The organism is Paenibacillus sp. FSL R7-0333 (assembly GCF_038000365.1).
In the GTDB taxonomy this organism is placed as follows: Bacteria; Bacillota; Bacilli; order Paenibacillales; family Paenibacillaceae; genus Paenibacillus_AQ; species Paenibacillus_AQ silagei.
In genome coordinates this window covers 6,774,770-6,800,359 of record NZ_JBBOBZ010000001.1, presented here as the reverse complement: position 1 = coordinate 6,800,359, position 25,590 = coordinate 6,774,770, and the positions used below count along the sequence as shown (strand labels likewise).

Below are 25,590 nucleotides of genomic sequence, written 5' to 3'. Positions count from 1 at the left end.
GAGATTTTATATTATTAAGACATTACAAAAAGAACCGAAATTAAAGGAGGATATTTACAAATGGAATTTTTGGCAGCAGCAATCGCGGTTGGTTTGGGCGCACTCGGCGCAGGTCTGGGTAACGGTATGATCGTCAGCAAGACGGTGGAATCTATCGCCCGTCAGCCGGAAGCACGTAACGCACTGCAGACAACAATGTTTATCGGTGTAGGTATCGTGGAAGTTATTCCTTTGGCCGCTACAGTTATCGCGTTCCTGATCATGTTTACTTAATAAACCGTTTTTACGGTTTGGCGGGGAGGGCAAGTGCCATCCGCGCCTTACTTTTGTATATGTCCGCAAGCCGCGGTAACGGAAGGGAGTGACCTCAGTGGATATCGTTTGGACCAATATATTGTTTTCCATTATTGCTTTTGTACTCCTGTATTTCCTGCTCAGCAAATTTGCCTTCAGCAAGCTGTTTGGAATTATGGAGAAGCGCCGCGAAATGGTGCTGCAGCAAATGGATGAAGCAGCCAAGACCAGAGAGCAGGCGGTCGCTTATGTAGAAGAGCAGAAGCAGGCCCTGCAGCAGGCGCGCCAAGAGGCACAGGCTATCATTCAGCAGTCCCAGGCTACCAGCAACAACCAGGTTGACAAGATTCTTGAGCAGGCCCATGTGGAAGCGAGCCGTCTGAAAGACGAAGCGGTACGCGACATTGAGAACGAGAAGAACAAAGCGGTTGAAGCGCTGCGCAGCGAGCTGGGCACAGCCTCGGTCCGCATTGCCTCGAAGCTGCTTGAGAAGGAAGTTGCAGCTGACGGCGAGCAGGAACAGCTTGTTGATCAATACCTCAAAGAGGTAGGAGGCCGATCATGAGCCGCGACACGGTAGTTGCCGGGCGCTATGCCAAAGCCTTGTACAGTGTAGCGGTGGATGAAGGCAATACGCTTCAAGTGGAGGAACAGCTGAAGTTAGTCGTTGAAGTGCTTGATAACGATGCAGAGGTGAAACGGTTTATCCTGGCACCCCGCATCTCGCAATCCGACAAGCTGAATGTGCTGCGCGGAACACTTCAAGGTAAAGTCTCGGAAGCCGTACTGAACACGGTAGAGTTATTGGTAAAGCGGGGCAGAACCGATATTTTCGAAGAGTTGCTTGCCAAGTATATCAAGATTGAAGGGGATGCTCTTGGCATTGGCTACGCTACTGTCTATTCCGCTTATTCCCTGAATCAAGCTGAACAGGATAGTGTTGCGGCTGAATTCAGCCAGCTTACTGGCCGTAAGATTCGTGTAACCAATGTGGTCGATACAAGCCTGCTCGGCGGACTGAAGGTCGTCATCGGCGATACGCTGTATGACGGAAGTCTGTCCGGTAAGCTTACGCGTCTTGAGAAATCCTTTAATGATAAGCAAAGAAGATAGGGGTGAGGATATTGGGCATCAGACCTGAAGAGATCAGCACTTTGATCAAAAGTCAAATTGAGCAATATAAAGCCGATATCGAAGTGGCCGAAATTGGCACCGTCATTCAAGTCGGCGACGGTATCGCCCGTGTCTACGGTCTGGAAAACGCAATGGCAGGGGAACTGCTGGAGTTCTCCAACGGGGTAGTGGGCATGGCGCTTAACCTGGAAGAAAGCAACGTCGGTGTTGTTATTCTGGGTGAATACAAAGAGATCCGCGAAGGCGATCAGGTTAAACGTACCGGCCAGATCATGCAGGTTCCGGTTGGCGAAGCCATGCTGGGCCGCGTTGTAAATGCACTGGGCCAGCCGCTTGACGGCAAAGGACCAATAGCTACTACAGAATTCCGTCCGGTTGAACATAACGCGCCGGGGGTTATCGACCGTAAGTCGGTACACGAACCGATGCAGACGGGGCTAAAAGCAATCGATGCCATGGTGCCAATTGGCCGCGGACAACGCGAGCTGATCATTGGTGACCGTCAGACAGGTAAGACAGCAATCGCAATTGATGCGATCATCAACCAGAAGGGCAACGGGATGAAGTGTATCTATGTTGCTATCGGACAAAAACAATCTACTGTTGCACAGGTAGTAGAAACCCTCCGCCGTCATGGCGCGCTGGATTACACTATCGTTGTAACCGCGTCGGCTTCCGAGCCTTCTCCGCTGCTCTATATTGCTCCGTACGCAGGCTGCGCTATGGGCGAATACTTCATGTACAAGGGCGAGCATGTGCTTGTAATCTATGATGACCTGTCCAAGCAGGCTTCGGCTTACCGCGAATTGTCCCTGCTGCTCCGCCGTCCACCGGGCCGTGAAGCCTTCCCTGGTGACGTATTCTATCTGCACTCCCGTCTGCTGGAACGTGCGGCCAAGCTTAGCGATGCGCTTGGTGGTGGTTCATTAACCGCGCTGCCATTCATCGAAACACAGGCTTCTGACGTATCGGCTTACATTCCAACGAACGTAATTTCGATCACAGACGGCCAAATCTTCCTTGAATCCGACTTGTTCAACTCCGGTCAGCGTCCGGCAATCAACGTAGGTATCTCCGTATCCCGTGTAGGGGGTTCCGCACAGATCAAAGCCATGAAGAAGGTCGCCGGTTCCCTTCGTCTGGATCTGGCTCAATACCGTGAGCTTCAAGCCTTCTCCCAGTTCGGCTCCGATCTGGACAAATCAACGCAGGCCCGTCTGAACCGCGGTGCGCGTATGATGGAGATTCTGAAGCAGGGTGTGAACCAGCCGCTTAGCGTTGAACATCAAGTGCTTAGTCTGTACACCGCTGTCAAAGGACATCTGGATGATATTCCTGTCAAGGACGTTAAGCGTTTCGAGAAGGAATTCCTGGCCTTTATCGACAGCAGTGCAACTGAAATCCTGAAATCCATCGCGGATACCAAGGATCTGACAGCAGACAACGAAGCAGCGCTCAAGGATGCCATCGAGAAATTCAAAAGAGGCTTTGCTACAAGCTAATATATAGAGTTTACCGTTTATGCTTACGAAGTTAGCTTTGATCTACGTCAAAGCTCAGAGGTGGTGAAATCATGGCAAGAAGCATGCGCGATATTAAACGTCAAATTAAGAGCGTTCAGAACACCAGACAGATCACCAAAGCGATGGAGATGGTCGCTGCATCCAAGCTGCGCAAGGCGCAGGAGAAGGCGGAAGCAGCCCGTCCGTATTCAGAGAAGCTGAAAGAGGTCGTCTCGAGTATTGCTGCCGGTACGCAGGATCTCCAGCACCCGATGCTGGTCAGCCGGCCTGTCAAAAAAACAGGTTATCTGATCATCACCTCGGACAGAGGTCTTGCCGGCGGCTACAATGCGAATATTCTGCGTAAAGTAACGATGCTGATCGCAGAACGCCATAAGTCCAAGGATGAGTATGCGCTGTTTGTGATCGGGCGCAAAGGCCGTGACTTTTTGCGGCGCCGTGAATATCCCATTGTAGAAGAAATCACCGAACTGTCCGATACCCCGAAATTTGCCGACATCAAGTCGATTGCCTATTCGGCGGTTAACCAGTTCGAGACAGGCGTCTATGATGAGATCTATATTTGCTACAACCGGTTCGTTAATGCGATCAGCCAGGTTCCGACTGTAGACAGACTTCTGCCTATGGAAGGCGTTGGGGAAGGCGGGCATCATGGAGCATCTGCTGCTTATGAATACGAGCCTTCACCTGCAGGCGTGCTGGAAGTTCTGCTTCCGAAATATGCCGAAACTTTAATCTATGGTGCTCTTCTGAACGGCAAGGCCAGTGAGCTGGGAGCCAAGATGACAGCGATGGGCAGTGCAACGAAGAACGCGTCAAAAATGATCGGAGAACTTAGACTTACGTACAACCGTGCCCGTCAGGCGGCCATTACGCAAGAAATTACCGAGATCGTGGCTGGTGCGAACGCGCAGTCTTAATATGAGTGGGCTTAAGGTCCATATGTAACAGCTTTCGAGGAGGGAAATGAAGATGAACAAAGGACGCGTTGTGAGCATTATGGGTCCGGTTGTCGATATTGAATTTGAACGCGGCCAGTTGCCCCAGATATTCAACGCCATCAAAATTGTTGCGAGCCTCAGCGATGGCCGCAGCATGGATCTGACTCTTGAAGTTTCCAATCATCTTGGAGATAACCTGGTGCGCTGTATCGCCATGTCCTCTACAGATGGACTGGTTCGCGGGATTGACGCTATTGACCAGGGAGTGCCAATCTCGGTTCCTGTTGGTGAAGCAACACTTGGCCGCGTATTTAACGTACTTGGCAATCCAATCGATAACGGTGCTGAAGTGGTGGCGGCTAGAAACCCGATTCACCGTCTGGCTCCTACCTTTGATGAATTGTCTACTCAGGCAGAGGTTCTGGAGACCGGAATTAAGGTTATCGACTTGCTGGCCCCTTATGCCAAGGGCGGTAAAATCGGCCTGTTCGGCGGTGCCGGCGTAGGTAAAACGGTAACTATTCAGGAATTGATCAACAACATCGCACAGGAGCACGGCGGGATATCCGTATTCGCCGGCGTTGGCGAGCGGACACGTGAGGGGAATGACCTCTATCACGAAATGACCGATTCCGGCGTTATCAAGAAAACGGCGATGGTCTTCGGACAAATGAATGAGCCTCCGGGCGCGCGTCTGCGCGTAGCACTGACCGGTCTGACCATGGCGGAATATTTCCGTGATGTGGAAGGCCGCGATACGCTGCTCTTTATCGATAACATCTTCCGCTTCACCCAGGCGGGTTCCGAAGTATCGGCCCTGCTCGGCCGGATGCCTTCTGCGGTAGGTTACCAGCCTACACTGGCAACAGAAATGGGTCAGCTGCAGGAACGGATTACGTCCACGAAGAAAGGCTCTGTTACATCCATCCAGGCGATCTACGTGCCTGCGGATGACTATACTGACCCTGCACCGGCTACGGCGTTTGCCCACTTGGATGCAACGACCAACCTGGAGCGTAAAATCTCCGAAAAAGGGATCTTCCCTGCGGTTGACCCGCTGGCTTCCAGCTCGCGTATGCTGGCACCGGAAATCGTCGGCGAAGAGCACTATAACGTGGCACAAGGCGTTAAGCAGCTGCTGCAGCGTTATACCGAGCTTCAGGATATCATTGCCATCCTCGGTATGGATGAGCTGAGTGAAGAGGATAAGGTCATTGTAGCCCGCGCCCGTAAGGTTGAGCGCTTCCTGTCCCAGCCGTTCCACGTAGCAGAGCAGTTCACCGGCTTCAAGGGAAAATACGTGCCGATCAAAGAAACCGTACGCAGCTTCAAGGAAATCCTGGAAGGTAAGCACGATGATCTTCCGGAAGTAGCGTTCCTGTTCGTAGGCACGATTGAAGAAGCCGTGGAAAAAGCGAAAACGTTGTAACCCTAAGCATGCTTATGCTGGGGGATCGGGCTTTATTCTGTAAAGCTTTGAGGAGGAATGGAAGTGAATACCTTTTTGCTCGAAATAGTTACTCCGGAGCATCTGGTCTACTCCAAGCAAGTGAACAGTCTGACGGTACGCGGCGTGAATGGTGAACTGGGGATTCTACCGGGACATATTCCGCTCGTCACCCCGCTTCAGGTTGCTCCGCTTAGCGTTAAGGCGGACGGCGTTACAGTCTCCATCGCTGTGCATGGCGGTTTCGTTGAAGTGCACAAAGATAAGGTAACGGTGCTGGCTGAAAGTGCTGAGCTGCCCCGGGATATTGATGTGGAGCGCGCTGAAGCGGCTAAGGAGCGGGCTGAGCGCCGCCTTAAGCTGCAAAGCAAGCAGGATGAGATCGATCACCGCCGTGCGGAGCTGGCATTGCAGCGTGCTGTAACGCGGATCAAAGTTTCGACCGGCAAAGGACAACAGTAGCAGATAAGCGGTCAAGCCCTGGGCTTGACTGCTTTTTTTAGAATTTATATGTTTTGGGGCCCCCGCAAAGTACCTGAGTCATCATCGAAGCTAAAGCCCACTTTGTGGGGTAATTTAGCTAGCGCAAATCTAGCAGATTATGAACATATCGTCATCAGATCTGCATATAAAGACCCAATTGTTTAAAATTTCGTAAAAGTACTGGATTCTTTTCCCCTGCACAAGTATGATATAAGAGTCGATTTCCGAGTACCTAACACAGGGGGCTAATATGAACACACGCTTATCCGCTGAGTTGTCGGGTGCGATCGGCACCAGCAATATGATTTCTATGGTTATCTCTTTGATCTGCGTTGCATTATCCTGGTGGTCACTTCAGAACCTTAAGCTGGATTTGGTCATAAGATATCCCAAGAGCCCTCAGGGCAGACTGCTGCACCTGCTGCTGGCGATTGTCCTTGGTCACTTTGTGGCCGGGTTCCTGCTTGATTACTTGGGCTGGAGCGGACTCATCGGACGGATGTTTTAACGGCAGCAGCTTTGGTTATATCTGTATAGGCTGATGCAGTGAAAAAAGTGTCGAATAATAAGGTTTTATTATGTCAACACTGAAGTTAAGCAAGGAATCTGCACCTAAGACGCAATGGCGGAATATTCAATATCTTAACAGACGAATTTTAACCTCAAAATTAATTTCAGAAATAATGGACGCGGAGGGAAACCGAAATGAGCAAATTTATCGTCCGCGGTGGCAACAGATTGACCGGGAGCGTGAAAGTCAGCGGCGCAAAAAATTCCGTACTACCGATCATAGCCGCCTCTCTATTGGCAGAAGAAGGAGTCAGCGTCATTGTGGACGCACCTCCGTTAGACGATGTAATGACGATTAACAAGGTATTGGAATCTCTGGGTGCAGGTATTACATACCAGAACGATGTGATTGAAGTAGATGCCACTAATATTACTTCCTGTGAAGCACCATATGAATGGGTACGCAAAATGAGGGCTTCTTTCCTGGTTATGGGCCCACTCCTGTCCCGAATGGGGCATACTCGTATTTCTCTGCCTGGCGGTTGTGCCATTGGAACTAGGCCGATTGACCAGCATTTGAAGGGTTTTGAAGCGCTTGGGGCCGAGATTAGTCTGGGCCAGGGCTATATTGATGCGAAAAGTAACGGGAGACTGCGCGGCGCCAAGATTTACCTGGATGTGGCCAGCGTAGGTGCGACCGAAAATATAATGATGGCTGCCGCGCTTGCCGAAGGCATCACAGTGATTGAGAACGCCGCAAAAGAGCCGGAGATTGTTGACCTGGCCAATTACCTGAACGGGATGGGCGGCATTGTACGCGGAGCCGGTACCGGAGTCATCCGGATTGAAGGCGTTGAGCGTATGCACGGCGTAAGACATCATGTCATTCCTGACCGGATCGAAGCTGGAACCTACATGGCGGCAGCGGCGATTACAGGCGGTGATGTGTATGTTGAGGGAGCTATTGCCGACCACCTGGGTCCGGTGATTGCCAAGATGGAGGAAATGGGCGTTACGATTATCCCGGATGAGAACGGAGTCCGTGTCATCAGCGACAAGCCGCTGAAGGCTGTCGATCTCAAGACATTACCTTACCCGGGATTCCCGACAGATATGCAGTCACAGATGATGGCGCTGCTGCTCCGCTCGGAAGGAACCAGCGTAGTGACAGAGACTGTCTTCGAGAACCGGTTCATGCATGTGGATGAATTCCACAACATGAACGCGGAGATCAAGATTGAGGGCCGTTCTGCAATCGTGACCGGCAATGCCAGTCTAGTCGGCGCTAAGGTATGTGCTACGGACCTGCGTGCAGGAGCTGCGCTTATTTTGGCAGGACTTGTGGCGGAAGGTACTACAGAAGTTAGCGGAACGCATCACATTGACCGCGGGTATGTGCACCTGGCTGAGAAGCTATCAGGACTTGGTGCGGACATATGGCGGATTTCCATGGAAGAGTCGGCTGTTCCTGCTGCGAAGGAAGAAGCGCTTAAGCCTGAACCGGCCAGAAGCGAATCCTCCAAAGCCGAAGAGATCAGACCCCGTTTCCAGATTCAGCCGTCTTGGGTATAATAGTTATTTTTAAAAATATGAGGACCAGCCGCTAAGCGGCTGGTCCTTTTTTTGAAAATATAACCTATATGTTCCGGGGGATTCCGCAACTCTCTTTCTCTCAAAATCCCGTTCTAGCAGGTGCCGCAAATTCATATCTATAAGAATCACCGGTGCTTACGGAAGGAGCCATAGAGATGAAAGAGTTAATCAACCTGCGCCGCATCCTGAAGCGTCCGCGCAGCGTAGCGCGCGTGCGGCGGCGCGGCGCACACCCGCTGCGGCGGCTGGCCCCCGCCGCCTGGCTGGCAGCGCCCCTGCTGGCGGCGCTGCTGCTGCCGCTGGCTGTTGTCCCGCAGCGCGGGGACAACAGCCGCCGGCGCCCCCGGCCGTGCCGCAGGCCACGGCCGCTCCGGCGGCGCCGGCACCGGCTGCCGCAGAGGCGCCGCAGCCGGAGGTCTCCGTCTATTTGTCGCGCAGCGGACAAATAGAGACCCTGCCGCTGGAGGAATACGTCAGCGGCGTACTGGCGGCCGAGATGCCGGCCGAATTTGAGCTCGAAGCGCTCAAGGCGCAGGCCGTAGCGGCCCGCACGTTCATTGCCCGCCGTCTGGTCGCCGGCGACCACAGCGGGGTACCCGTTCCCGAAGCGGATGTGAGCGATACGGTAAGCCATCAGGCTTACGTATCGAAGGCCGTGCTGAAACGGGACTGGGCGTCCGGCAGCAAACGCGCCGGACTGGCGAAGATCCGCCGCGCGGTCCTGGAGACGCGCGGAACGATCATGACCTATCAGGGGCAGCCGATCACAGCGTCCTTCTTCGCCTCCAGCGGAGGGTATACCGAGAATTCCGAGGAGTACTGGAACGCTGCGGTCCCCTACCTGCGCAGTGTAGCCAGCCCGTGGGAGCTGCAGATCACTCCGAACCTGGCGGTAACCTACACCTTCAGCAATTCGGAACTGCGCAGCAAGCTGGGCCTTGGAACCAAGGACCTTCCGGTGTCAGCCAGTCTGGGAGCTTCGGGCAAGGCAATGCCAGTCTCCGCTCAATCCTCTGCCAGCTTGCCGGCGGAGGTACTGTCGCTTACAGCCGGCCACCGGATTAAACAGATCTCTATCGGAGGGAAAGTGTTTACCGGGCGGGAAGTGAGAGAGAAGCTGGGGCTGCGCTCGAGCCAGTTCACCTGGAAGCGCCAAGCGGGGAAGGTGCAGATCACCACGTATGGTAACGGCCACGGTGTCGGCATGAGCCAGTGGGGGGCGAATGGAATGGCGAAGCAGGGGAAGACGGCCACACAGATTCTCAAACACTACTACAGCGGGGTCTCTTTTACCGGAATCTCAACTCTCCTGAAAAAATAATCTGCAAGATACGTATAAAAGCGAAGCGCCCGGTAACACTGGTTACTGAGGTGATAACCATATGAATGAACAAGACAAAATCAAATCAACCCATGATGAATCTCTCAAAAACAAGCAGGGAGATTCAGGCGCTAAGCCTTCTTCATGGAGCAGACTGTTATCCAAACGGTGGGTATTCCCGGCAGTCTACACGGCGGCAGCGGCACTTATACTAACCTTGGTGTGGGTCTATCAGGATGCCGGCCAGAAGCCGCTGAATCCTGACAACGCCGCGGTAGTATCTCAAGGGGAAGCCGGCAGCAAAACCGGAGCCGCAAACGGTGATCCCGAAGCCCTGGAAGTTGTTGCATCAGCCGAAAGCCTGGCCTGGCCGGTAGCCAGCCCGAGTGAAGTGGAAGTGGTCAAACCGTACTACGATGAGAACGGCACGGAAGAGAATCATATTGCGGCGATGGTGCAGTACAATAATACCTTTGTCACCAATACCGGAATTGATATTGCCCGTGAGGACAACAAGACGTTTGATGTGAAGGCGGCGCTCAGCGGTGAAGTTACCAGAGTGGAAGATGTTGCTGTACTGGGTAAGGTAATTGAGATTACCTCCCCCGGCGATCTGAAGACGGTCTATCAGAGTCTGGGTGAAACCAAAGTGAAGCAGGGCGACCAAGTGAAACAAGGCGAGTTGCTGGGGGCAGCGGGACGCAATGAGATGGAAAAGGGTCTTGGCAACCATGTGCACTTTGAAGTGCATGAGGACGGCAAGATTGTGAATCCTTCGGATCTGCTTCCGCAGCGCTAAGCCGAATGAATAACAGGGGGCGGAAGCCTCCTGTTTTTTTTAAGAGAATTTATATGTTTTGGGGTCCCCGCAAAGCACCTGAGTTACCATCTACGCTAAAGCCCCACTTTGTGGGGTTATTTTACTTCTGCACGAAATGGACAGTCCGGCAGGTTCTATTCTGGAAATGGGGCAGTGAAATGCAGTGAATTGGGTTGTCCGACAAATAAAAAGAGCCTTCCTAAGCTTGTCATGTCCTGAAAGCGCGAATATATAGGCCCGCCCCTCATATAATGTACCAAACTATTCACAGTTGGGAGGCGGGAGCGTGCACGATTACATCAAGGAACGTACCATTAAAATCGGACGCTGCATCGTGGAAACCAGGCACACGGTCCGGACCATAGCCAAGGAATTTGGCGTTTCAAAAAGCACGGTGCACAAAGATTTAACCGAACGGCTGCCGGAAATCAATCCGGATCTGGCTGATCAGGTGAAGCACATTCTCGAATATCACAAGTCCATCCGTCATCTTCGGGGGGGAGAAGCCACAAAAATTAAATATAAGAAAACCACAGGTAAGAAGCGTGAGGTAGCCGTAGCCTCAAAGCCATAAGATTTTCGGATTTTCACGCCATAATTCAGGTTTAGTCCATTGTACTCACCCCCTAAAGTATGGTATTTTTAAATTTGGTACAATCTTCTTTTCTCATTTAAAATAACACTTTGGGGGCTCTTTCATTATGCTTAGCAAGGATATCGGAATCGATCTTGGCACAGCTAACGTGCTCATTCATGTCAAGGGAAGGGGAGTCGTTCTGGATGAACCTTCCGTGGTCACACTTGAAAGTGATACGAAGCGGGTCCTTGCGGTTGGTGAACAGGCGCGCCGGATGGTCGGGCGGACACCTGGGAATATAACGACGATTCGTCCGCTCCGTGACGGTGTAATCGCCGATTTTGCCATTACGGAAATGATGCTCAAATACTTTATTGACAGCGTTGGCGGCCGGACCTGGTATTCGCGGCCCCGTATTTTGATTTGTGCTCCCACCAATATTACATCTGTGGAAACGAAGTCCATCCGTGAGGCGGCAGAGCGCAGCGGGGCCAAAGAGGTTTTCATGGAGGAAGAGCCCAAAGCTGCAGCCATAGGCGCAGGAATGGACATTTATCAGCCTAGCGGAAATATGGTCGTCGATATTGGCGGCGGAACGACGGATGTAGCCGTATTGTCCATGGGCGACGTCGTTACCGCCTCCTCCATTAAGATTGCGGGGGACAAGTTCGACGATGCCATTTTAAAATATATCAAACAGAAATATAAGCTCCTGATCGGTGAACGTACAGCCGAGGATATCAAAGTGACCATCGGCTCGGTACGTCCGGGCGGCATGAAGTCAGAAATGGATATCCGCGGGCGTGATATGGTGAGCGGACTTCCCCAGACCCTTACCATTACTTCCGGCGAGGTGAAGGAAGCGCTGTGGGACCCGGTCTCTTCCATTGTGGCTGCGGCCAAGTCGGTGCTGGAGCGTACGCCTCCTGAGCTGTCGGCCGACATTATTGACCGCGGAGTTGTATTGACCGGCGGAGGCGCCCTGCTTAACGGACTGGACGAGCTGCTCTCCGAACAGCTGCATGTTCCGGTCTGGGTGGCTGAAGACCCGATGCATTGCGTCGTCAAGGGCACGGGAATTATGCTGGATCATTTGGACAAGGTGGTTAAGAAAAAGTTCTAGCCTGCCGATAATAAGGGAGAACAGCAGATTCCAGGAAGGGACTGACCCCATGCTCAGAGGATTATATACAGCCGCAGCAGGAATGGTGACGCAGCAGCGCAGACATGATACGGCGACGCAGAACTTGGTCAATTTAAATACTACGGGGTACAAGCAGGTTGACAGTGTCAGCCACGCATTTCCCGAGGTGCTGATCACCGCGATGAACAAGGGCGTAACACAGCCTGTCGGAAGGATCAATACCGGGGTTTTTGCCGAGCAGTCCGTCTCCCAATACCTGCAGGGCGACCTCATTGAGAGCGGCAAAAGCGTAGACTTTGCGCTATCTACCGATCTGCAGGTCCCAGACCCGGAGAATCCGGGTACCAATCTTGCTTTTGACGGCTCGGGGAAATATATCAGTCCGGATGGCGAGGTTACTTACCGGCCTCAGGCATTCTTTACGGTTCAAGATAATGAAGGCAATAATTTATATACACGTAACGGAAGCTTTACCGTGTCTCCCACAGGGGAGGTACACAGCTTAGGAGGATTCAAGGTCCTCGATAGTAACGGCAATCCGCTGCAATTGAATGGACCGCAGGATAACCTGAAAGTGGACGGGCAAGGTAATTTGATTGATAATAAGACCGGGCTGCCTTCAGGCACCCGGATCGGAATCAGCGTCGTCACAAGACCGCAGGAGCTGGTGCGTGACGGCAACGGGGTTTTTCATGCTGATGATGCCGAGGCCGCAGACATCCGCTTTTCTAATGGAACGGATATTCTGCAGGTACGCCAGGGCTACCTTGAGAACTCTAATGTGGATGCCACTCAGGTCACTGTGGATATGAACGCCGCTTACCGCGCGTATGAAGCGAATCAGAAAGTGATCCAGTTCTACGACAGCAGCCTGCAGAAGGCCGTGAATGAAGTCGGCCGGGTATAGCCGGGCTGCATGGACCATTACTCATGGTGTAAGCCAGTTTCTTCTAATCAAGCTAGTAGGAGGTTAGACCTGTGAACAACTCGACAATCGGTGCTTCTGTCTCAATGGCCAGTCTGCAGCAGCGGCTGGATATTATAGCGGATAACATTGCCAATATGAATACCAATGGTTATAAGAGCAAGCAAGGCTCGTTCGAGGATGTGCTTACCCGTGTACAGCAGCAATCCAAGGATTATAACCAGCCTGGGCGCAGCATGCCGCTGGGCTTCAATATCGGCTTTGGTGTGCGTGTGCCTACAGTGTCAAGTAATTGGGAGGAAGGCACGCTCCAGGAGACAGGGAAGCCTACGGACTTGGCGCTTCAAGGCAATGGATTGTTCGGCGTTCAGGTGAACGGTGAAACGGCATATACCCGCCAGGGGAATTTCCACTTCACCCCGGATACGGCCAATAAGGATAAGATGATTCTTGTGGACAATACCGGCAATCCTGTGCTGGGTGCTAACGGTACTCCGCTCAGCGTAGGGGCTAATGTAAGTGCTGCTATTGATGAGCGCGGGCAGGTGTGGACCAAGACGGATGAGAAACAGCCGCCTGTCCTGGCAGGCAGCTTAATGATTGTTGAGCCGCTCAGCAAGAGTGCTTTGCAAGCTGTGGACGGTAATTTCTATGTATTGGCTGATGGCGTAACAGCGCAGCAGGCATTCATGCAAAGAGCAGCGGGCGAAGCGAAGGATGTAGGCGTTCGCTCAGGCTATCTGGAATCCTCTAATGTGGATCTGAGCCGGGAAATGACGGAGATGATGCAGATTCAGCGTACGTATCAGCTTGCTGCCCGGGCGCTGTCCTCCAGTGACCAGATGCTGGGCCTGGCTAATAACATGCGCGCGTGAGGTGAAGGAATGAGTCGTGAGAAGGTTAAGACTGCACAGAAAGCAGAAGAGGAGCAGCAGCAGCCGGTGAAGCGGCGCAGGATTAGGGCCTGGACCATTATTCAGTGGTTCCTGATTCCATTGCTGCTGGTTGCCGCACTTGGCGGCGGGCTGGTCGTAGGGTATGTGATCCTCGGCAAAAAGGAACTAAGTGATGTGCTCCTGTGGAGTACGTGGAAGCATGTATATGATCTGGTGTTCGCACCTTAAAGTGTTATGGCATACCGATATCGGAGGCTCCCTTGTTGTGCAGGGGAGTTTTCTTTTTTATACTGAAAAATGTATAATGATGGCGTGCCCTAAGAGCGCCAAAAAGGGCCCTCTCCGCCATGCTGCCGCGTGCGGTGGAGAAAGCCCCTTATCTTAACCTCCACTGCTGCAGGTGGTGAAGGATAATTATAGTTTTTGCCGAAGCTGTCCATATTTATGCAGAGACAGCGGAGAATAAAACAAAAGTGCTGCTGTAGGCGGAGGTTCATAGACGCGGTTACAACCGAAGGGAGTTTTAATAATCATGATGAATACCAATCAAATTCAAGAAATCATCCCCCACCGGCCCCCATTTCTGCTGGTGGACAAAATTACAGAAATAGAAATGGGCAAACGGGCAGTCGGCATCAAAAATGTAACGGTAAATGAGCCTTTTTTTGCCGGACACTTCCCTGGCTTCCCGGTGATGCCGGGTGTGCTGATTACGGAAGCCTTGGCTCAGGTGGGCGCTGTGGCTATTCTTGGCGTAGAAGCTAACCGGGGCAAAATCGGTTTTCTGGCCGGGCTTGACGGCTTCCGCTTCCGCGGACAGGTTGTCCCTGGCGATACCCTTGTGCTTGAGGTAGAGATTACCCGGCTTAAAGGCAGTATCGGTAAAGGACAAGCCACTGCCAAGGTGGACGGCAAGACGGTAGCGTCCGGGGAGATTATGTTCGCACTCAGCTAGTTCCTGTTTTAAACTTATATATTATAGATGGAGAAGGAGAGATTGACATGACTGGATTAAGCCCGAAGGCGCAGGAGACCCTGACACGCTGGCTGCAGGACCCTTCTGTCGACGAGAACACCAAAGAAGAGCTGAAGGCTCTTGCCGGTGAACCTAAGGAACTGGAAGAGCGATTCTATAGAGATCTTGAATTCGGTACAGGCGGTTTGCGCGGAGTCATCGGAGCAGGCAGTAACCGGATGAACCGTTATACTGTCGGCCGGGCTACTCAGGGCTTCGCTGATTACATTCTGGGACAGCATACGGGAGAAGGCAGACCCTCGGTGGTTATCGCCCACGATTCCCGGCGCTTCTCGCCGGAATTCACGCTGGAGGCTGCGCTTGTACTCGCCGGCAACGGAATTGAGACCCACCTGTTCTCTTCCCTGCGCTCCACGCCGCAGCTGTCTTTTGCCGTCCGTCATTTGAAGGCGTCTGGAGGCATTGTAATCACTGCCAGCCACAATCCCCCTGAATATAACGGATACAAGGTCTACAATGCCCAGGGCGGACAGCTGGTACCTCATGAAGCGGAGAAGGTTATTGCTAATATTTTGAATGTGGACTCCTTCAACGGAGTGAAGCGCATGTCTCAGGAGGCAGCAGAGAGCGCAGGTCTGCTGCACTGGCTGGGGGCCGAAGCGGACGAGGCATTTACGGATACGGTTGCTGCGGTAAGTGTCAGCCGTGAAGAGATTGCGTCTTCGCTGGGCCGTGACTTCTCCATTGTCTATACGCCGCTGCACGGGACAGGCAATCTTCCGGTCCGCCGTGTACTGGAGAAGATCGGCTTCACTCAAGTGCATGTAGTTCCTGAACAGGAACAGCCGGATTCCGAATTCTCTACCGTGAAATCTCCGAATCCGGAGGAACGTGAAGCCTTCACCCTGGCGATGAAGCTGGGCGAAGAGCTGAATGCGGATCTGCTGATCGGCACAGATCCGGATGCTGACCGTATGGGCGCTGTGGTTCGTGACAACGAAGGCAAATTTGTAGTGCTGTCCGGGAATCAGTCCGGCGCGCTCATGATTCATTATTACCTGAGCCGTTTACAGGAACAAGGGAAGCTGCCGGCTAACGGCGCTGTAGTCAAGACCATTGTAACCAGTGAGATGGGCGCTGCTGTAGCCAGCCATTATGGCGCTACGGTGTTCAACACCCTGACCGGATTCAAATATATCGGGGAGAAGATGAACCAGTTCGAGCAGTCCGGAGAGTATACGTATCTGTTCGGATATGAAGAGAGCTATGGTTATCTGGCCGGCAACTATGCCCGTGACAAGGATGCAGTCCTTGCTGCGATGCTGATCGCTGAAGCGGGTGCCTATTACAAGGCCCAGGGCAAAACCCTGTACGATGTGCTGCAAGAGCTGTATGCACAGTTCGGATACTTCCTGGAGAGCCTGGAGTCCCGCACGCTGAAGGGCAAGGATGGAGTGGCTCAGATTCAGGGGATCATGAATGACTGGCGGACCAGCCCGCCGCATGAAATCGCCGGTGCTTCCGTGACGCAGGTGCTGGACTATTCCCTGGGTCTTGACGGTCTGCCTAAAGAGAATGTGCTGAAATATCTGCTGTCGGACGGCTCCTGGTTCTGCCTGCGTCCTTCCGGCACAGAACCGAAGATCAAAGTGTATTTTGCCGTGGTGGGTGAATCCCTGGACAATGCTAAGCACAAGGTTGCGGAATTGACCAGTCAGGTTATGGCACGGGTAGACGGGAAATAATAAGCAATATATAACTTCCCTGCGGAAACGGAGCTGCTCCAGATGGACAGACCTCCGTTTCCGCTTAAATTTGCCGCTGGCAAGAGGGTCGGGTCGGCAGCTGTGACGTACGGCAATCAGCTTTAAAGTGAAAGAGGAGGTACTTTGGTGCAGCAGAAATGGCAACGCTGGAATATAGCATCACGCAAGTGGTTATGGATCATTATGGTGATAGGGCTTATAGGTGCGCTTCCGGTCGTATACGACCGTCTACAGACGGAGAAGTCTTCCAAGTCGGTTGAGTTCGTCTTTGATTACCGGGATCTGGTTGAGGTTGCGAGCTACAGGCAGAATCCGCAGGACTATATTAACGAGCAGTTAGACCGGCTGAAGGCGGCCGGTGTTCAGAGTATGGCTATCTATGAAAATACATTGGAGGATTTCCGCAAGGCGCGCCGCCTGATGATCTGGGGAGCGTCTGATATCGCCAATCTTACCGATACTGTGATTCCGGAGAATGAGAACTATACATATGTCCTCTTTACCAGTGCGAAGAACAGTGAAATGCTCTCACCGGTTATCCGCGATGCCTTCAGCAGACTGGACATCCGGACGGAAGAGTGGAACTACCGCGGCCAGCAGGGGCTGATTATCCAGACGCCGCTGGAGGATGCAACGCTTAAGCCGCTGCAGCCGGACCCGATTACACTGGAAATGCTGCATCAGAAGGGCTTCAACATTGTGCCCCGGCTTGTAGACTCACTGGCATACAATCAGGATGCCGTGAAGAAGCTGCTGGAACGTTACGCCGAGCTTGGCGTCAAGCGGATTCTTTTTGAAGGAGAGTCGGTTAAGGGGTACTCCGATGATGCGGATACGGGTAGTCTAACCGCTTTCGCCGATCTCCTGAAGCAACACGGGATGGGAATTGCGGCAATCGAGAATATTAAGGTTCAACAGAAGGGCTTCTCCAAGCTGGCTTATATGCTGGATTACAACGTGACACGCCTGTATTCCCTCAGCGAGGCGGATTCCAGCCTGAAGACTGAAGTGATTGCAGACCGGTTCGCGCTGGGCACAAAGGACCGCAATATCCGCATGATCTATTTGAATACGATTCCCTCCAGAGATACCAAGAAGGCTGCCATCACAGATACGATGGATAACCTGATTGAGAGTCTCAGCGGACCTGAGGGTGCGGTGGCCAAGATCGAGGCGAACGGTTTCCACATTGGACAGGCTACAGCATTTGATGTGAGCGATTCCTCCTTCCAGCGTTACTTCAAGCTGATTGCGGTAATCGGAGCGGTGGCTATGGTTGCGCTGCTGTTCTCCTACTTCATTCCTTGGCTTACTCTGCCTGTATGGGTGCTTGGACTGGTTGGAAGTGCAGGACTGCTGATTCTGAAGCCGACATTATTTGAACAGGCGCTTGCGCTTGCCGTAGCTATAAGTGCGCCTACCCTGGCTATCGTGCTGGCTATCCGCAAAATTAATGAGATGGGCCCGCCTTTACGCGCTAATCCGTTAACTTTTGCCGTAATGAGCCCGCGCCGCCGTCTGACGCATAGTCTCGTTCTGTATGTCAAAACTGCATTAATCACATTCAGTGCGGTGCCTTTCGTCATTGCGCTGCTGAATAATATTACCTACGCCCTGGTGCTTAATCAGTTCCGCGGTGTAAGTCTGCTGCATTTGGCCCCGATCGGGCTTACTGCACTGTATGTCCTTTTGTACCGTGGCGAATTTGCCTTTAACAAGACTGGTAAACTGCTGCGGACGCCGATTACACTCGCTATGGTTATTGCGGCCGGTGTAATCGGTATCGTGGGGATGTATTATTTGAGCCGGACCGGGAATGCCGGAAGTGTAAGTGCACCGGAGAAAATCCTGCGTGTCTTCCTGGAGAATACCGTCGGGGTAAGGCCGCGTAACAAGGAATTCCTGCTGGCGCATCCGCTCTTTATCCTCGGTGCATTCTTGGCGTATAAATACCGGAGTGCAGCCTTCATCATGATTATTGCAGTCATTGGGCAGTTGTCTATGGTGGATACCTTTGCCCATATTCATTCGCCGGTACTAATCTCGCTGGTCCGCGGACTCCTGGGTCTTGGACTCGGCCTGATCATTGGTATTATCGCTGTAGGGATATGGCAGATTGCGGAAGGATGTTGGAAACGATGGTCACCTCTGCTCAAAAAATTGTAATCTCAGGTTTTTACGGCTTCCACAACAGTGGAGACGAAGCCGTTCTGCAGTCGATTCTGAATGCTGTACACAAGCAGTCTCAGGCCGCCGGAATAACGCTTACGCCCGTGGTCTTATCCATTGATCCAGAGTGGACGTCTGCCACATACGGGGTGGAGTCAGTACACCGGATGAAGCTGGGAGAGGTGCGGAGAGCCATATCAGACAGTGCGGGGCTGATCAGCGGCGGCGGCAGCCTGCTTCAGGATGTGACAAGCAGCAAGACCATCCCTTATTACCTGGGCATCATCAAGCTGGCCCAGTGGATGGGAAAACCGACATTTATTTATTCCCAGGGAATCGGTCCGGTGAACCGCAAGCTGTTTCATCCGCTGATCAAATCGATTTTCCGGAAATGTGCTTATATCTCAGTGCGGGATGAACAGTCCCGCCTGTTGCTTCAGTCAATGGGGCTTAGTATTGATGAGGTAGAGGTAGTACCTGACCCGGTTATGGGTCTGGAGTTGCCTAAGGATATGCAGCCAGGAGTAGAAAAAGGGACGTTGATTGGCGATACGCCAGATCCTGGCCTGCCAGTTGTGCCCGCTACTGTAGGTGTCTCTGTCCGCTTCTGGGAGCAGTCCCGTAAGGAGCTGGACACGTTGGCTGAAGGCCTGGTGAAGGCTTCTGCGGTCCAGCCGCTCCATGTACACTTTCTCCCCTTCCATCATTCTGCAGACAATGAGGCTTCCCGCAATGTGATGCAGAAGTTGGGCCGGGCTATAGAAGATAATGGAGGATCGGTAACGATCCGTGAGGATGCGCTTCATCCGCTGCAGATGCTGCGGGAGGTAAGCCAGTGCCAGGCGCTTATAGGCATGCGGCTGCACAGCCTTATCTATGCTGCGGGACAGCGTGTTCCGCTGATGGGCGTCTCTTATGATCCGAAGATTGATCATTTTCTTGAGCGGGTGGATTGTCGGCCGGTAGGCAAGACAGATACACTGGAGGCAGACAAGGTGGCTGCCGGGCTTCTGGAGCTGCTGAGCTCAGGGGAGCGCTGGAAGCAGGAGCGGGAGCCGCTGATTGCCGCGCTCACCCAAGAGGCAGAGGCACCGGCCCGGCGAATTGTCCAATATTTCGGCCGTAAAGGATGAGTGACAAGTGAAAGCAGATAGCGCATTACCGACAGTACCCATTTTTGGCATACGAGTATCCAAGGCGGATATGAAGACCACCGTTTCCTATCTGACAGAGGCGGTTCATAAGCGTGAGCCTCATCAGGTAATTACTGCCAATCCGATTATGGTCATGGCGGCGCTGGAGAATCCGTCTTATATGGAGATTATGAAATCAGCAGAGCTTGTTGTCCCTGACGGAACTGGAGTAGTGTGGGCCGCGGGGTATTGTAAGGAGCCTGTAGCTGAGCGTGTAGCGGGCTTTGATCTTTTACATGAATTATTGCACCAAGGCGAAAGCTATAACTGGAGAGTATATTTGCTCGGTTCAACCCCTGAGGTGATTCGCGAGACGGCTTCCCGGTTACAAACAAGATATCCCGGTATTGTCATCGCAGGATATCATGACGGGTATTTTGGTCCGGCAGAGGATGAACAAATTGTGGGCGGAATCCTTGAAGCGAAGCCTGACTTGCTCTTTGTTGCCAGAGGGGCGGACAGCCAGGAGCCATGGATCGCCAAATACAAAGCCCGGCTGCAGATCCCGGTGATGATGGGTGTCGGCGGGAGCTTTGATGTGATCTCCGGCAAGAGCCGCCGTGCCCCTGTGGCCTTCCAGAAATTAAGGGCAGAATGGTTATACCGGCTGCTCAAGGAACCTACACGTTACAAAAGAATGCTTGCGCTGCCGAAATTCGCAGTAAAAGTGGTACGAGAGAAAGATAAAGTGACAAAAGACCAGTAAAATGAGGAAATTTACTGAAAAAATCCGTGTTACCGCCTAAAAACAGTATTGGAATTTGTTTTTGGTTCAGCGTATAATTCAATGCGGTAGAGAAATGGAGGTCGACTTTTCACATGTTAATCATATACATCGCCGGATTCGTTGTGTGCATGGGGCTTGCACTGCTTTTGACGCCGTTCGTGAAGAAATTCGCCATTAAGATCGGTGCGACAGATGTGCCAAATGCCCGGAAAGTGCATACAAAGATCATGCCCCGCCTTGGCGGACTCGGCATATTTCTGGCGTTTGTGTTAGGCCTGCTTGCCGTATTACCAATTATTCCGTATGACTTCACTCCCCGGGAGGCTAATTTCATTAAAGCGCTGCTATGCGGCGGAGGTCTGATTGTGCTGATCGGCGGTCTGGATGACCGTTTTGAGCTATCAGCCAAAGTGAAGCTGCTGGGCCAGATTGCCGCTGCCTGTATCGTAGTTTTCGGGTTTGGCATCACGGTTGATTTCGTAAATATTCCTTTTCATAATAGCTATTCTTCCTTAGAGAGCTGGATTGCCATCCCTCTGACGATCTTCTGGATTGTCGGCGTCACGAATGCCGTGAACCTGATCGACGGGCTGGACGGGCTTGCAGCAGGCGTATCCGGTATTGCCATTGCTACGATTGCCGTCATGGCCTTCCTGATGGGGAACACCATGGTTGCCCTGCTCTGTCTGCTGCTGCTGGGCAGCATTCTGGGATTCCTGTTCTTCAACTTCCATCCCGCCAAAATCTTCATGGGAGATACGGGCTCGCTGTTCCTGGGCTTCTGCCTGGCACTGCTTGCACTCCTCGGCTTCAAACAGATTGCTGTGGTTTCATTCATCACACCACTCCTGATTATCGGAGTTCCGTTATCGGATACGTTCTTCGCCATCGTCCGGCGCAAGCTGCAGAAGAAGCCGATCTTCGCTCCGGACAAAGGCCATCTCCATCACTGTCTGCGCGAGCTCGGCTTCAGCCACCGCCAGACGGTACTGATTATCTACGGCATTGCCGCATTCTTCGGTATCCTGGCAGTCATCCAGACCTCTGCTTCGCTCTACGAAGCCAACTGGGTTACCTTCGTAGTCATCTGCGTCATGCTCTTCTTCCTGCAGATCGGCGCAGAGATCACCGGCGTCATCAGCAAGACCAAGCGCCCGGTGATTGATTTGTTTTTGAGAATGCGGATGAAGGTTGATCCTGAACGCAGCTCCAAATCCTAGATTCATGATTAGCAATTCATAAAATACAAATCGCAGTGAGCACCTAACCTTACTCCAGTGGAGTAAGGTTTTTTATTTTTTTGCTAATTATTAGTCAATATCTGTCCGATAAAAATATAGAGTTGGTTAAGACGCGGAATGCTGCACAGGCCGACAATAAACCAAAAAGCAGTAGGAGGTTTCTTACGTGAAGAAAAGTTTGAAGGCGATAGGCGGTATGTTTTTAGCGATAGTGATGATGATATCCACACTTTCCTCAGCGGGTGCTGTGTATGCAGCGGACCCTGCAACAGGACAATACTTTCAGTTTACCAAGTTCAGTACAGATAAGGGTGCTCCAACTTCAGTGAATACCAGTACCGTTGATGTAGAAGGTACGTTCAATGGAGTGTCTGCTGACAGCATCTACTATCAAGTAGACGGAATTGTCAACGGGAATGTAGTTCCTGGAGCAAGTGGTGCTGATGTTAAGCCGATTATTGAGAACGAGAAATTTTTCCGTTTTCCTAGTGTGAAGCTGAGCCAAGGCCTCAACCGGATCACAGTTTACGGTACCACGGCTACAGGAAGCTTAGCCAGTGGGGAAGCCTATGTTAATTTCTCCAACGTTCCTGCCATTTATAATATTGCTTTACCGGATGGTACATTGCTAAGTGAGAATACACCCACAATGGTTAATACAGCGGGATTAACTTTGACTCTGGAAGCTCCGAATGCCACAGAGGTTATGGTTAATAATTCCAAGATGTTTAACGGCGGTAGCAGTACTTTCGTCATTGCTGACATACCGTTAACTGCGGGTCTTAATAAGCTGACCTTCGTTGCAACCACAGATTCAGGTACGCGTACTTATGCGGTTACGCGTGAAGTGGTATATGCGCCTATCGATAAGGGGACTCCGAACCAGACCAAGATCGGATCTTACAAGATAGATGAGGGGAATATTGTAACAAATACAGGCTCAGATACCGAAATCAAGGGTAAGCTTTCCGGTTCGATTACCTATCGTGTATCCGATGATACCAGCAAACCGCCGCTGTCAAATATGACAGTCACTGTTCGTAATACGACTACGGGCAGCGATGTACTAGCTGGCGGTGCTACCACAATTGATTCTACGGTTAAAAACGGGGAATATATAACGTTCCATTATACTAGTGCAGCTGATGTAACACTCTCCTCCAACGGCTTGTACACTATCACCTTTACGACTACCAATGGAACGTATAACGGAATGGGCATTAATCCATTACAGTTCACCTACCGGAATGCCAATGACCCATCCATTACGGGGGTCGAACAGTTATACAGTCCATCTGCGGGTAGTCCGGTCACGTATTCCTCATCTGGTGTGTTCACCGGCAATTCCAACTTGTTTGAGCTTCCTTTATGGCTGATGGTCAAGACCAGTGAGACTACAACGGCGCCTAATAATCTGGAGATTAGCTCCTACCAGAATGGAATCAAAGTAGCTTCTGACCGTTTTGTCGTGGATTCTTCAAAAGTTACTACGGATGGTTATCGAGTATTTAAGATCACTGGTATGCCTTCAGGCGAGCAGACTATTCATATTGATCTGAAAAAGAATGGGGCAGTTATTGATACAAAAGTACTTGCTGTCAATTATGTTTCTGCTCCATTTATAGATGTCACAAATATTTATAACAACCAGGTGTTCAAATACAATGGTGAATTCACTTCAGTTAATGGACGATTGATAAACTTCCCAACTGCCGATAAATCATCAATTAAAATCACGATTAATGGAACAACGGTTGCTCCTACGATTGTTGGTGACGAGTTCAGTTATGCAGTTACCAGTACTTCTGGTATTTCCCTGGTTTCTGGTCCGAATAAAATCGCTATAGCTGGTGTGGCGAATGGGGTTCCTGTCTCAACGAATCTTACTGTCTATCTATTCCCGGATAATGCACCCAACGTTGATGGTGTTGCCCCGTATCCGGTAGGTCAAACAACCGATCCGGACAAGTTATTTATTAAAAATTCAAATCTTAATTATACAACTAACCAATCTACTGCCGATATCCGCTTTGTCGCAAGCAACGCTACCCAGGTTGTAATTATGAAAGACGGTAAACAGTACGCTGTAGCTGACTATAAGACAGTTAATACTAGTGAAATATGGACAACGGATTCCGCATACCTTACTGTACCTACTACTAAAAACGGTGAGTTTGTAATTAAGAACCAGGAGCTTCCTACAACTGGTCTGCAGACTTTTGTGATTTCGGCGAGACTGGGTACAGTTGGAGTTACACAGACACTACTTATCACCCGCGAGGTTCCTCCTTACAGCATTTTGTCACCAAAGCTTCCGAATGAGAGCATCATCAAACAGAACTTCCTTGATGTGAGTATTCAGGCTGAAGGGGCTACAAGCATTGTAATTGGTAAAGAACCGATGATTAAAGGGGCGAAGGACATCTTCCGTCTCGAATTGAAAGGTCTGAAAAAAGGAAAAAACACGGTTAAGTTCACCGTCACGACAGGCACGACGAAATCGAACGGAACGTTTGATGTAACCTACTCAGATGAGATCCTGCAAGGAGCACAGCTAAAAACGACTCTTAACTCATCTGGCAAGCTGACAGCCTTCCAGAATGCAGTTAGTCTCGTTTTCCCAAAAGGAACAATGCTGCGGGATGCAACGCCGACACCAGGGTCAAGTAATACCCGGCAGATCAATCTGTTCAATGAACAATATATCCTGCTTGGTATTGCTGATAAGCAAGATGGACGTACCGTGAAGCAGTATAATCCGGTAGGTGAATATGATGGAACGAGTTATCAGGACGGCAAGCTGGTTGAGGTTCCTGCCAGCGGCTTGGCTACTGCTTATATGACCCCAAAACTTCATTACGGATATGCTTCGAACTTGTATTGGATTGACCCGGGATACTTTGTTTCCGCGACGTCCATTAATGATTATTCAACTGTAGTTGCTTCTCATCCATATAAGAAGGGGAACGAATCCTTCCTCGGACATATGGGCAGATGGATGGAGCCTACACAGCAAGGGAAGATTACACTGAAATATGATCCGACAATCGTTAATGCCGCAACCTCTAATATCTCTGTTTGGAAGAATGTTGACGGCACCTGGTATAACATGGGCGGTGTGGTCAACACAGGGAGCAAGACGATTACGGCCACCTTCGACGGCTTTGGTTATTACACTGTAATGAGCTTACGCTACAGTTATGATGATATTGTCTCCCACACCTATGCGCGCAGCGAGCTGGAGACTATTTTATCCAGAGGGATTATGAATGCGAAGGATGCTAATGAGTTTGGCGTGTATGAGAATGTTACGCGTGGGGAATTTGCTACCATGCTGGTTAAGATTATGGGTATTCAGCTTGATTACGAGCCAAACAATCTGACTTTCTCAGATGTGGTTAAATACAGTGATTATCACTGGGATTATCGTTATATAGAAACAGCGGTCCGCAAAGGGATTATCCGCGGAACAGCACCGAGAATTTTCTCTCCTAACCGCACCTTATCCAGAGAGGATGCAGCGGTGATGATCGCTCGTGCAATGAGCTTGAAGCTTGGAAACAATGCCACCGATCTGGCGGCCCTGCAGAAGCTGTTTACGGATACGGGATCAATTGTGTCGGTATACTCAGCTCCTTCTATCCTTGCAGCCTACAAAGCAGGTGTAATTTCTGGAATTGAGAACAAGCTGGTGGCTGGGCAAAAGAAGGCAACATTCCGTTTCGATCCGCAAGCCAACTTTACGAGGGCGGATGCAGCAGTAATGGCACAGCGTATTATGGCTAAGATGAAGAGGTTGTAGAAAAAAATATATATGAAGTAAAAATAAGCCTCTGACTCCCTGTTTACGGGAAAGAGGCTTATCTTTTACAATTTCCATATACAAATCTTTGAATTGTGTGTTACTTTG

24 protein-coding genes are annotated in these 25,590 nt (G+C 51.2%); 23 read left to right on the top strand and 1 reads right to left on the bottom strand.

The window, feature by feature from the left end; translation table 11 throughout:
- Positions 1 to 60: 60 nt before the first annotated feature.
- From atpE to murA, 9 genes are all read left to right on the top strand, one after another.
- The gene (gene atpE / locus MKY86_RS29175) at positions 61 to 273 is read left to right on the top strand and encodes a F0F1 ATP synthase subunit C (RefSeq protein ID WP_036699216.1); all 213 of its coding nucleotides are present in this window, start codon (positions 61 to 63) and stop codon (positions 271 to 273) included.
- 97 nt (positions 274 to 370) lie between these two features.
- On the top strand, positions 371 to 859 hold the full coding sequence (atpF, locus tag MKY86_RS29170; protein WP_076084542.1) for a F0F1 ATP synthase subunit B: 489 nt from the start codon (positions 371 to 373) through the stop codon (positions 857 to 859).
- Positions 856 to 1,407, top strand: coding sequence for a F0F1 ATP synthase subunit delta (locus MKY86_RS29165; protein WP_076084539.1), 552 nt, complete (start codon positions 856 to 858; stop codon positions 1,405 to 1,407). Before atpF ends, MKY86_RS29165 begins: the two co-directional genes overlap by 4 nt.
- 11 nt (positions 1,408 to 1,418) lie before the next feature.
- Complete coding sequence (gene atpA / locus MKY86_RS29160; protein WP_036721723.1) at positions 1,419 to 2,930, top strand: F0F1 ATP synthase subunit alpha; 1,512 nt, start codon at positions 1,419 to 1,421, stop codon at positions 2,928 to 2,930.
- Between the two features lie 71 nt (positions 2,931 to 3,001).
- The gene (atpG, locus tag MKY86_RS29155; protein ID WP_076084536.1) at positions 3,002 to 3,871 is read left to right on the top strand and encodes an ATP synthase F1 subunit gamma; all 870 of its coding nucleotides are present in this window, start codon (positions 3,002 to 3,004) and stop codon (positions 3,869 to 3,871) included.
- 52 nt (positions 3,872 to 3,923) lie between these two features.
- Positions 3,924 to 5,321, top strand: a complete 1,398-nt coding sequence (gene atpD, locus MKY86_RS29150; RefSeq protein ID WP_076084533.1) for a F0F1 ATP synthase subunit beta — start codon at positions 3,924 to 3,926, stop codon at positions 5,319 to 5,321.
- 63 nt (positions 5,322 to 5,384) lie between these two features.
- Complete coding sequence (locus tag MKY86_RS29145; protein ID WP_036699230.1) at positions 5,385 to 5,801, top strand: F0F1 ATP synthase subunit epsilon; 417 nt, start codon at positions 5,385 to 5,387, stop codon at positions 5,799 to 5,801.
- 271 nt (positions 5,802 to 6,072) lie between these two features.
- The gene (locus MKY86_RS29140; protein ID WP_036699207.1) at positions 6,073 to 6,330 is read left to right on the top strand and encodes a DUF1146 family protein; all 258 of its coding nucleotides are present in this window, start codon (positions 6,073 to 6,075) and stop codon (positions 6,328 to 6,330) included.
- Between the two features lie 197 nt (positions 6,331 to 6,527).
- Entirely contained in the window at positions 6,528 to 7,904 is a 1,377-nt protein-coding gene (murA, locus tag MKY86_RS29135; protein WP_076084530.1) for a UDP-N-acetylglucosamine 1-carboxyvinyltransferase, read from the top strand.
- A gap of 100 nt (positions 7,905 to 8,004) precedes the next feature.
- On the opposite strand, the gene MKY86_RS29130 is transcribed toward murA, so the two are convergent.
- On the bottom strand, positions 8,005 to 8,253 hold the full coding sequence (locus MKY86_RS29130; protein ID WP_339311857.1) for a hypothetical protein: 249 nt from the start codon (positions 8,251 to 8,253) through the stop codon (positions 8,005 to 8,007).
- A 21-nt stretch (positions 8,254 to 8,274) separates the two neighbouring features.
- Between MKY86_RS29130 and spoIID the strand changes: the two genes are divergently transcribed.
- The 14 genes from spoIID (at position 8,275) to MKY86_RS29060 (ending at position 25,482) form a co-directional block, all read left to right on the top strand.
- On the top strand, positions 8,275 to 9,246 hold the full coding sequence (gene spoIID, locus MKY86_RS29125) for a stage II sporulation protein D (protein WP_340827643.1): 972 nt from the start codon (positions 8,275 to 8,277) through the stop codon (positions 9,244 to 9,246).
- A gap of 61 nt (positions 9,247 to 9,307) precedes the next feature.
- Positions 9,308 to 10,045: a M23 family metallopeptidase gene (locus MKY86_RS29120; RefSeq protein ID WP_076084524.1), complete on the top strand. Its 738-nt coding sequence runs from the start codon at positions 9,308 to 9,310 to the stop codon at positions 10,043 to 10,045.
- A 307-nt stretch (positions 10,046 to 10,352) separates the two neighbouring features.
- Positions 10,353 to 10,640 (top strand): sporulation transcriptional regulator SpoIIID, encoded by a 288-nt coding sequence (gene spoIIID / locus MKY86_RS29115; RefSeq protein ID WP_019915029.1) that lies wholly within the window; start codon positions 10,353 to 10,355, stop codon positions 10,638 to 10,640.
- Between the two features lie 127 nt (positions 10,641 to 10,767).
- Complete coding sequence (gene mreB / locus MKY86_RS29110; RefSeq protein ID WP_076084521.1) at positions 10,768 to 11,766, top strand: rod shape-determining protein MreB; 999 nt, start codon at positions 10,768 to 10,770, stop codon at positions 11,764 to 11,766.
- 49 nt (positions 11,767 to 11,815) lie between these two features.
- On the top strand, positions 11,816 to 12,694 hold the full coding sequence (locus MKY86_RS29105) for a flagellar hook-basal body protein (protein ID WP_076084518.1): 879 nt from the start codon (positions 11,816 to 11,818) through the stop codon (positions 12,692 to 12,694).
- Positions 12,695 to 12,765: 71 nt separating this feature from the next.
- Positions 12,766 to 13,587 carry a flagellar hook-basal body protein gene (locus tag MKY86_RS29100; protein ID WP_076084515.1) on the top strand — a complete coding sequence of 274 codons (822 nt, stop codon included), beginning with the start codon at positions 12,766 to 12,768 and terminating at the stop codon, positions 13,585 to 13,587.
- Between the two features lie 9 nt (positions 13,588 to 13,596).
- The gene (locus tag MKY86_RS29095) at positions 13,597 to 13,836 is read left to right on the top strand and encodes a DNA-directed RNA polymerase subunit beta (RefSeq protein ID WP_036699259.1); all 240 of its coding nucleotides are present in this window, start codon (positions 13,597 to 13,599) and stop codon (positions 13,834 to 13,836) included.
- Between the two features lie 304 nt (positions 13,837 to 14,140).
- Positions 14,141 to 14,563: a 3-hydroxyacyl-ACP dehydratase FabZ gene (gene fabZ / locus MKY86_RS29090; RefSeq protein ID WP_036721704.1), complete on the top strand. Its 423-nt coding sequence runs from the start codon at positions 14,141 to 14,143 to the stop codon at positions 14,561 to 14,563.
- 47 nt (positions 14,564 to 14,610) lie between these two features.
- Positions 14,611 to 16,329 (top strand): phospho-sugar mutase, encoded by a 1,719-nt coding sequence (locus tag MKY86_RS29085; RefSeq protein ID WP_076084512.1) that lies wholly within the window; start codon positions 14,611 to 14,613, stop codon positions 16,327 to 16,329.
- Between the two features lie 147 nt (positions 16,330 to 16,476).
- Positions 16,477 to 18,516, top strand: a complete 2,040-nt coding sequence (locus tag MKY86_RS29080) for a DUF5693 family protein (protein WP_076084509.1) — start codon at positions 16,477 to 16,479, stop codon at positions 18,514 to 18,516.
- The gene (csaB, locus tag MKY86_RS29075) at positions 18,489 to 19,652 is read left to right on the top strand and encodes a polysaccharide pyruvyl transferase CsaB (protein ID WP_076084506.1); all 1,164 of its coding nucleotides are present in this window, start codon (positions 18,489 to 18,491) and stop codon (positions 19,650 to 19,652) included. Before MKY86_RS29080 ends, csaB begins: the two co-directional genes overlap by 28 nt.
- 7 nt (positions 19,653 to 19,659) lie before the next feature.
- Positions 19,660 to 20,418 carry a WecB/TagA/CpsF family glycosyltransferase gene (locus MKY86_RS29070; RefSeq protein WP_076084503.1) on the top strand — a complete coding sequence of 253 codons (759 nt, stop codon included), beginning with the start codon at positions 19,660 to 19,662 and terminating at the stop codon, positions 20,416 to 20,418.
- A gap of 113 nt (positions 20,419 to 20,531) precedes the next feature.
- On the top strand, positions 20,532 to 21,659 hold the full coding sequence (locus MKY86_RS29065) for a glycosyltransferase family 4 protein (RefSeq protein ID WP_076084500.1): 1,128 nt from the start codon (positions 20,532 to 20,534) through the stop codon (positions 21,657 to 21,659).
- A 187-nt stretch (positions 21,660 to 21,846) separates the two neighbouring features.
- Positions 21,847 to 25,482, top strand: coding sequence for an S-layer homology domain-containing protein (locus MKY86_RS29060; protein ID WP_083685688.1), 3,636 nt, complete (start codon positions 21,847 to 21,849; stop codon positions 25,480 to 25,482).
- Positions 25,483 to 25,590 lie beyond the last annotated feature (108 nt).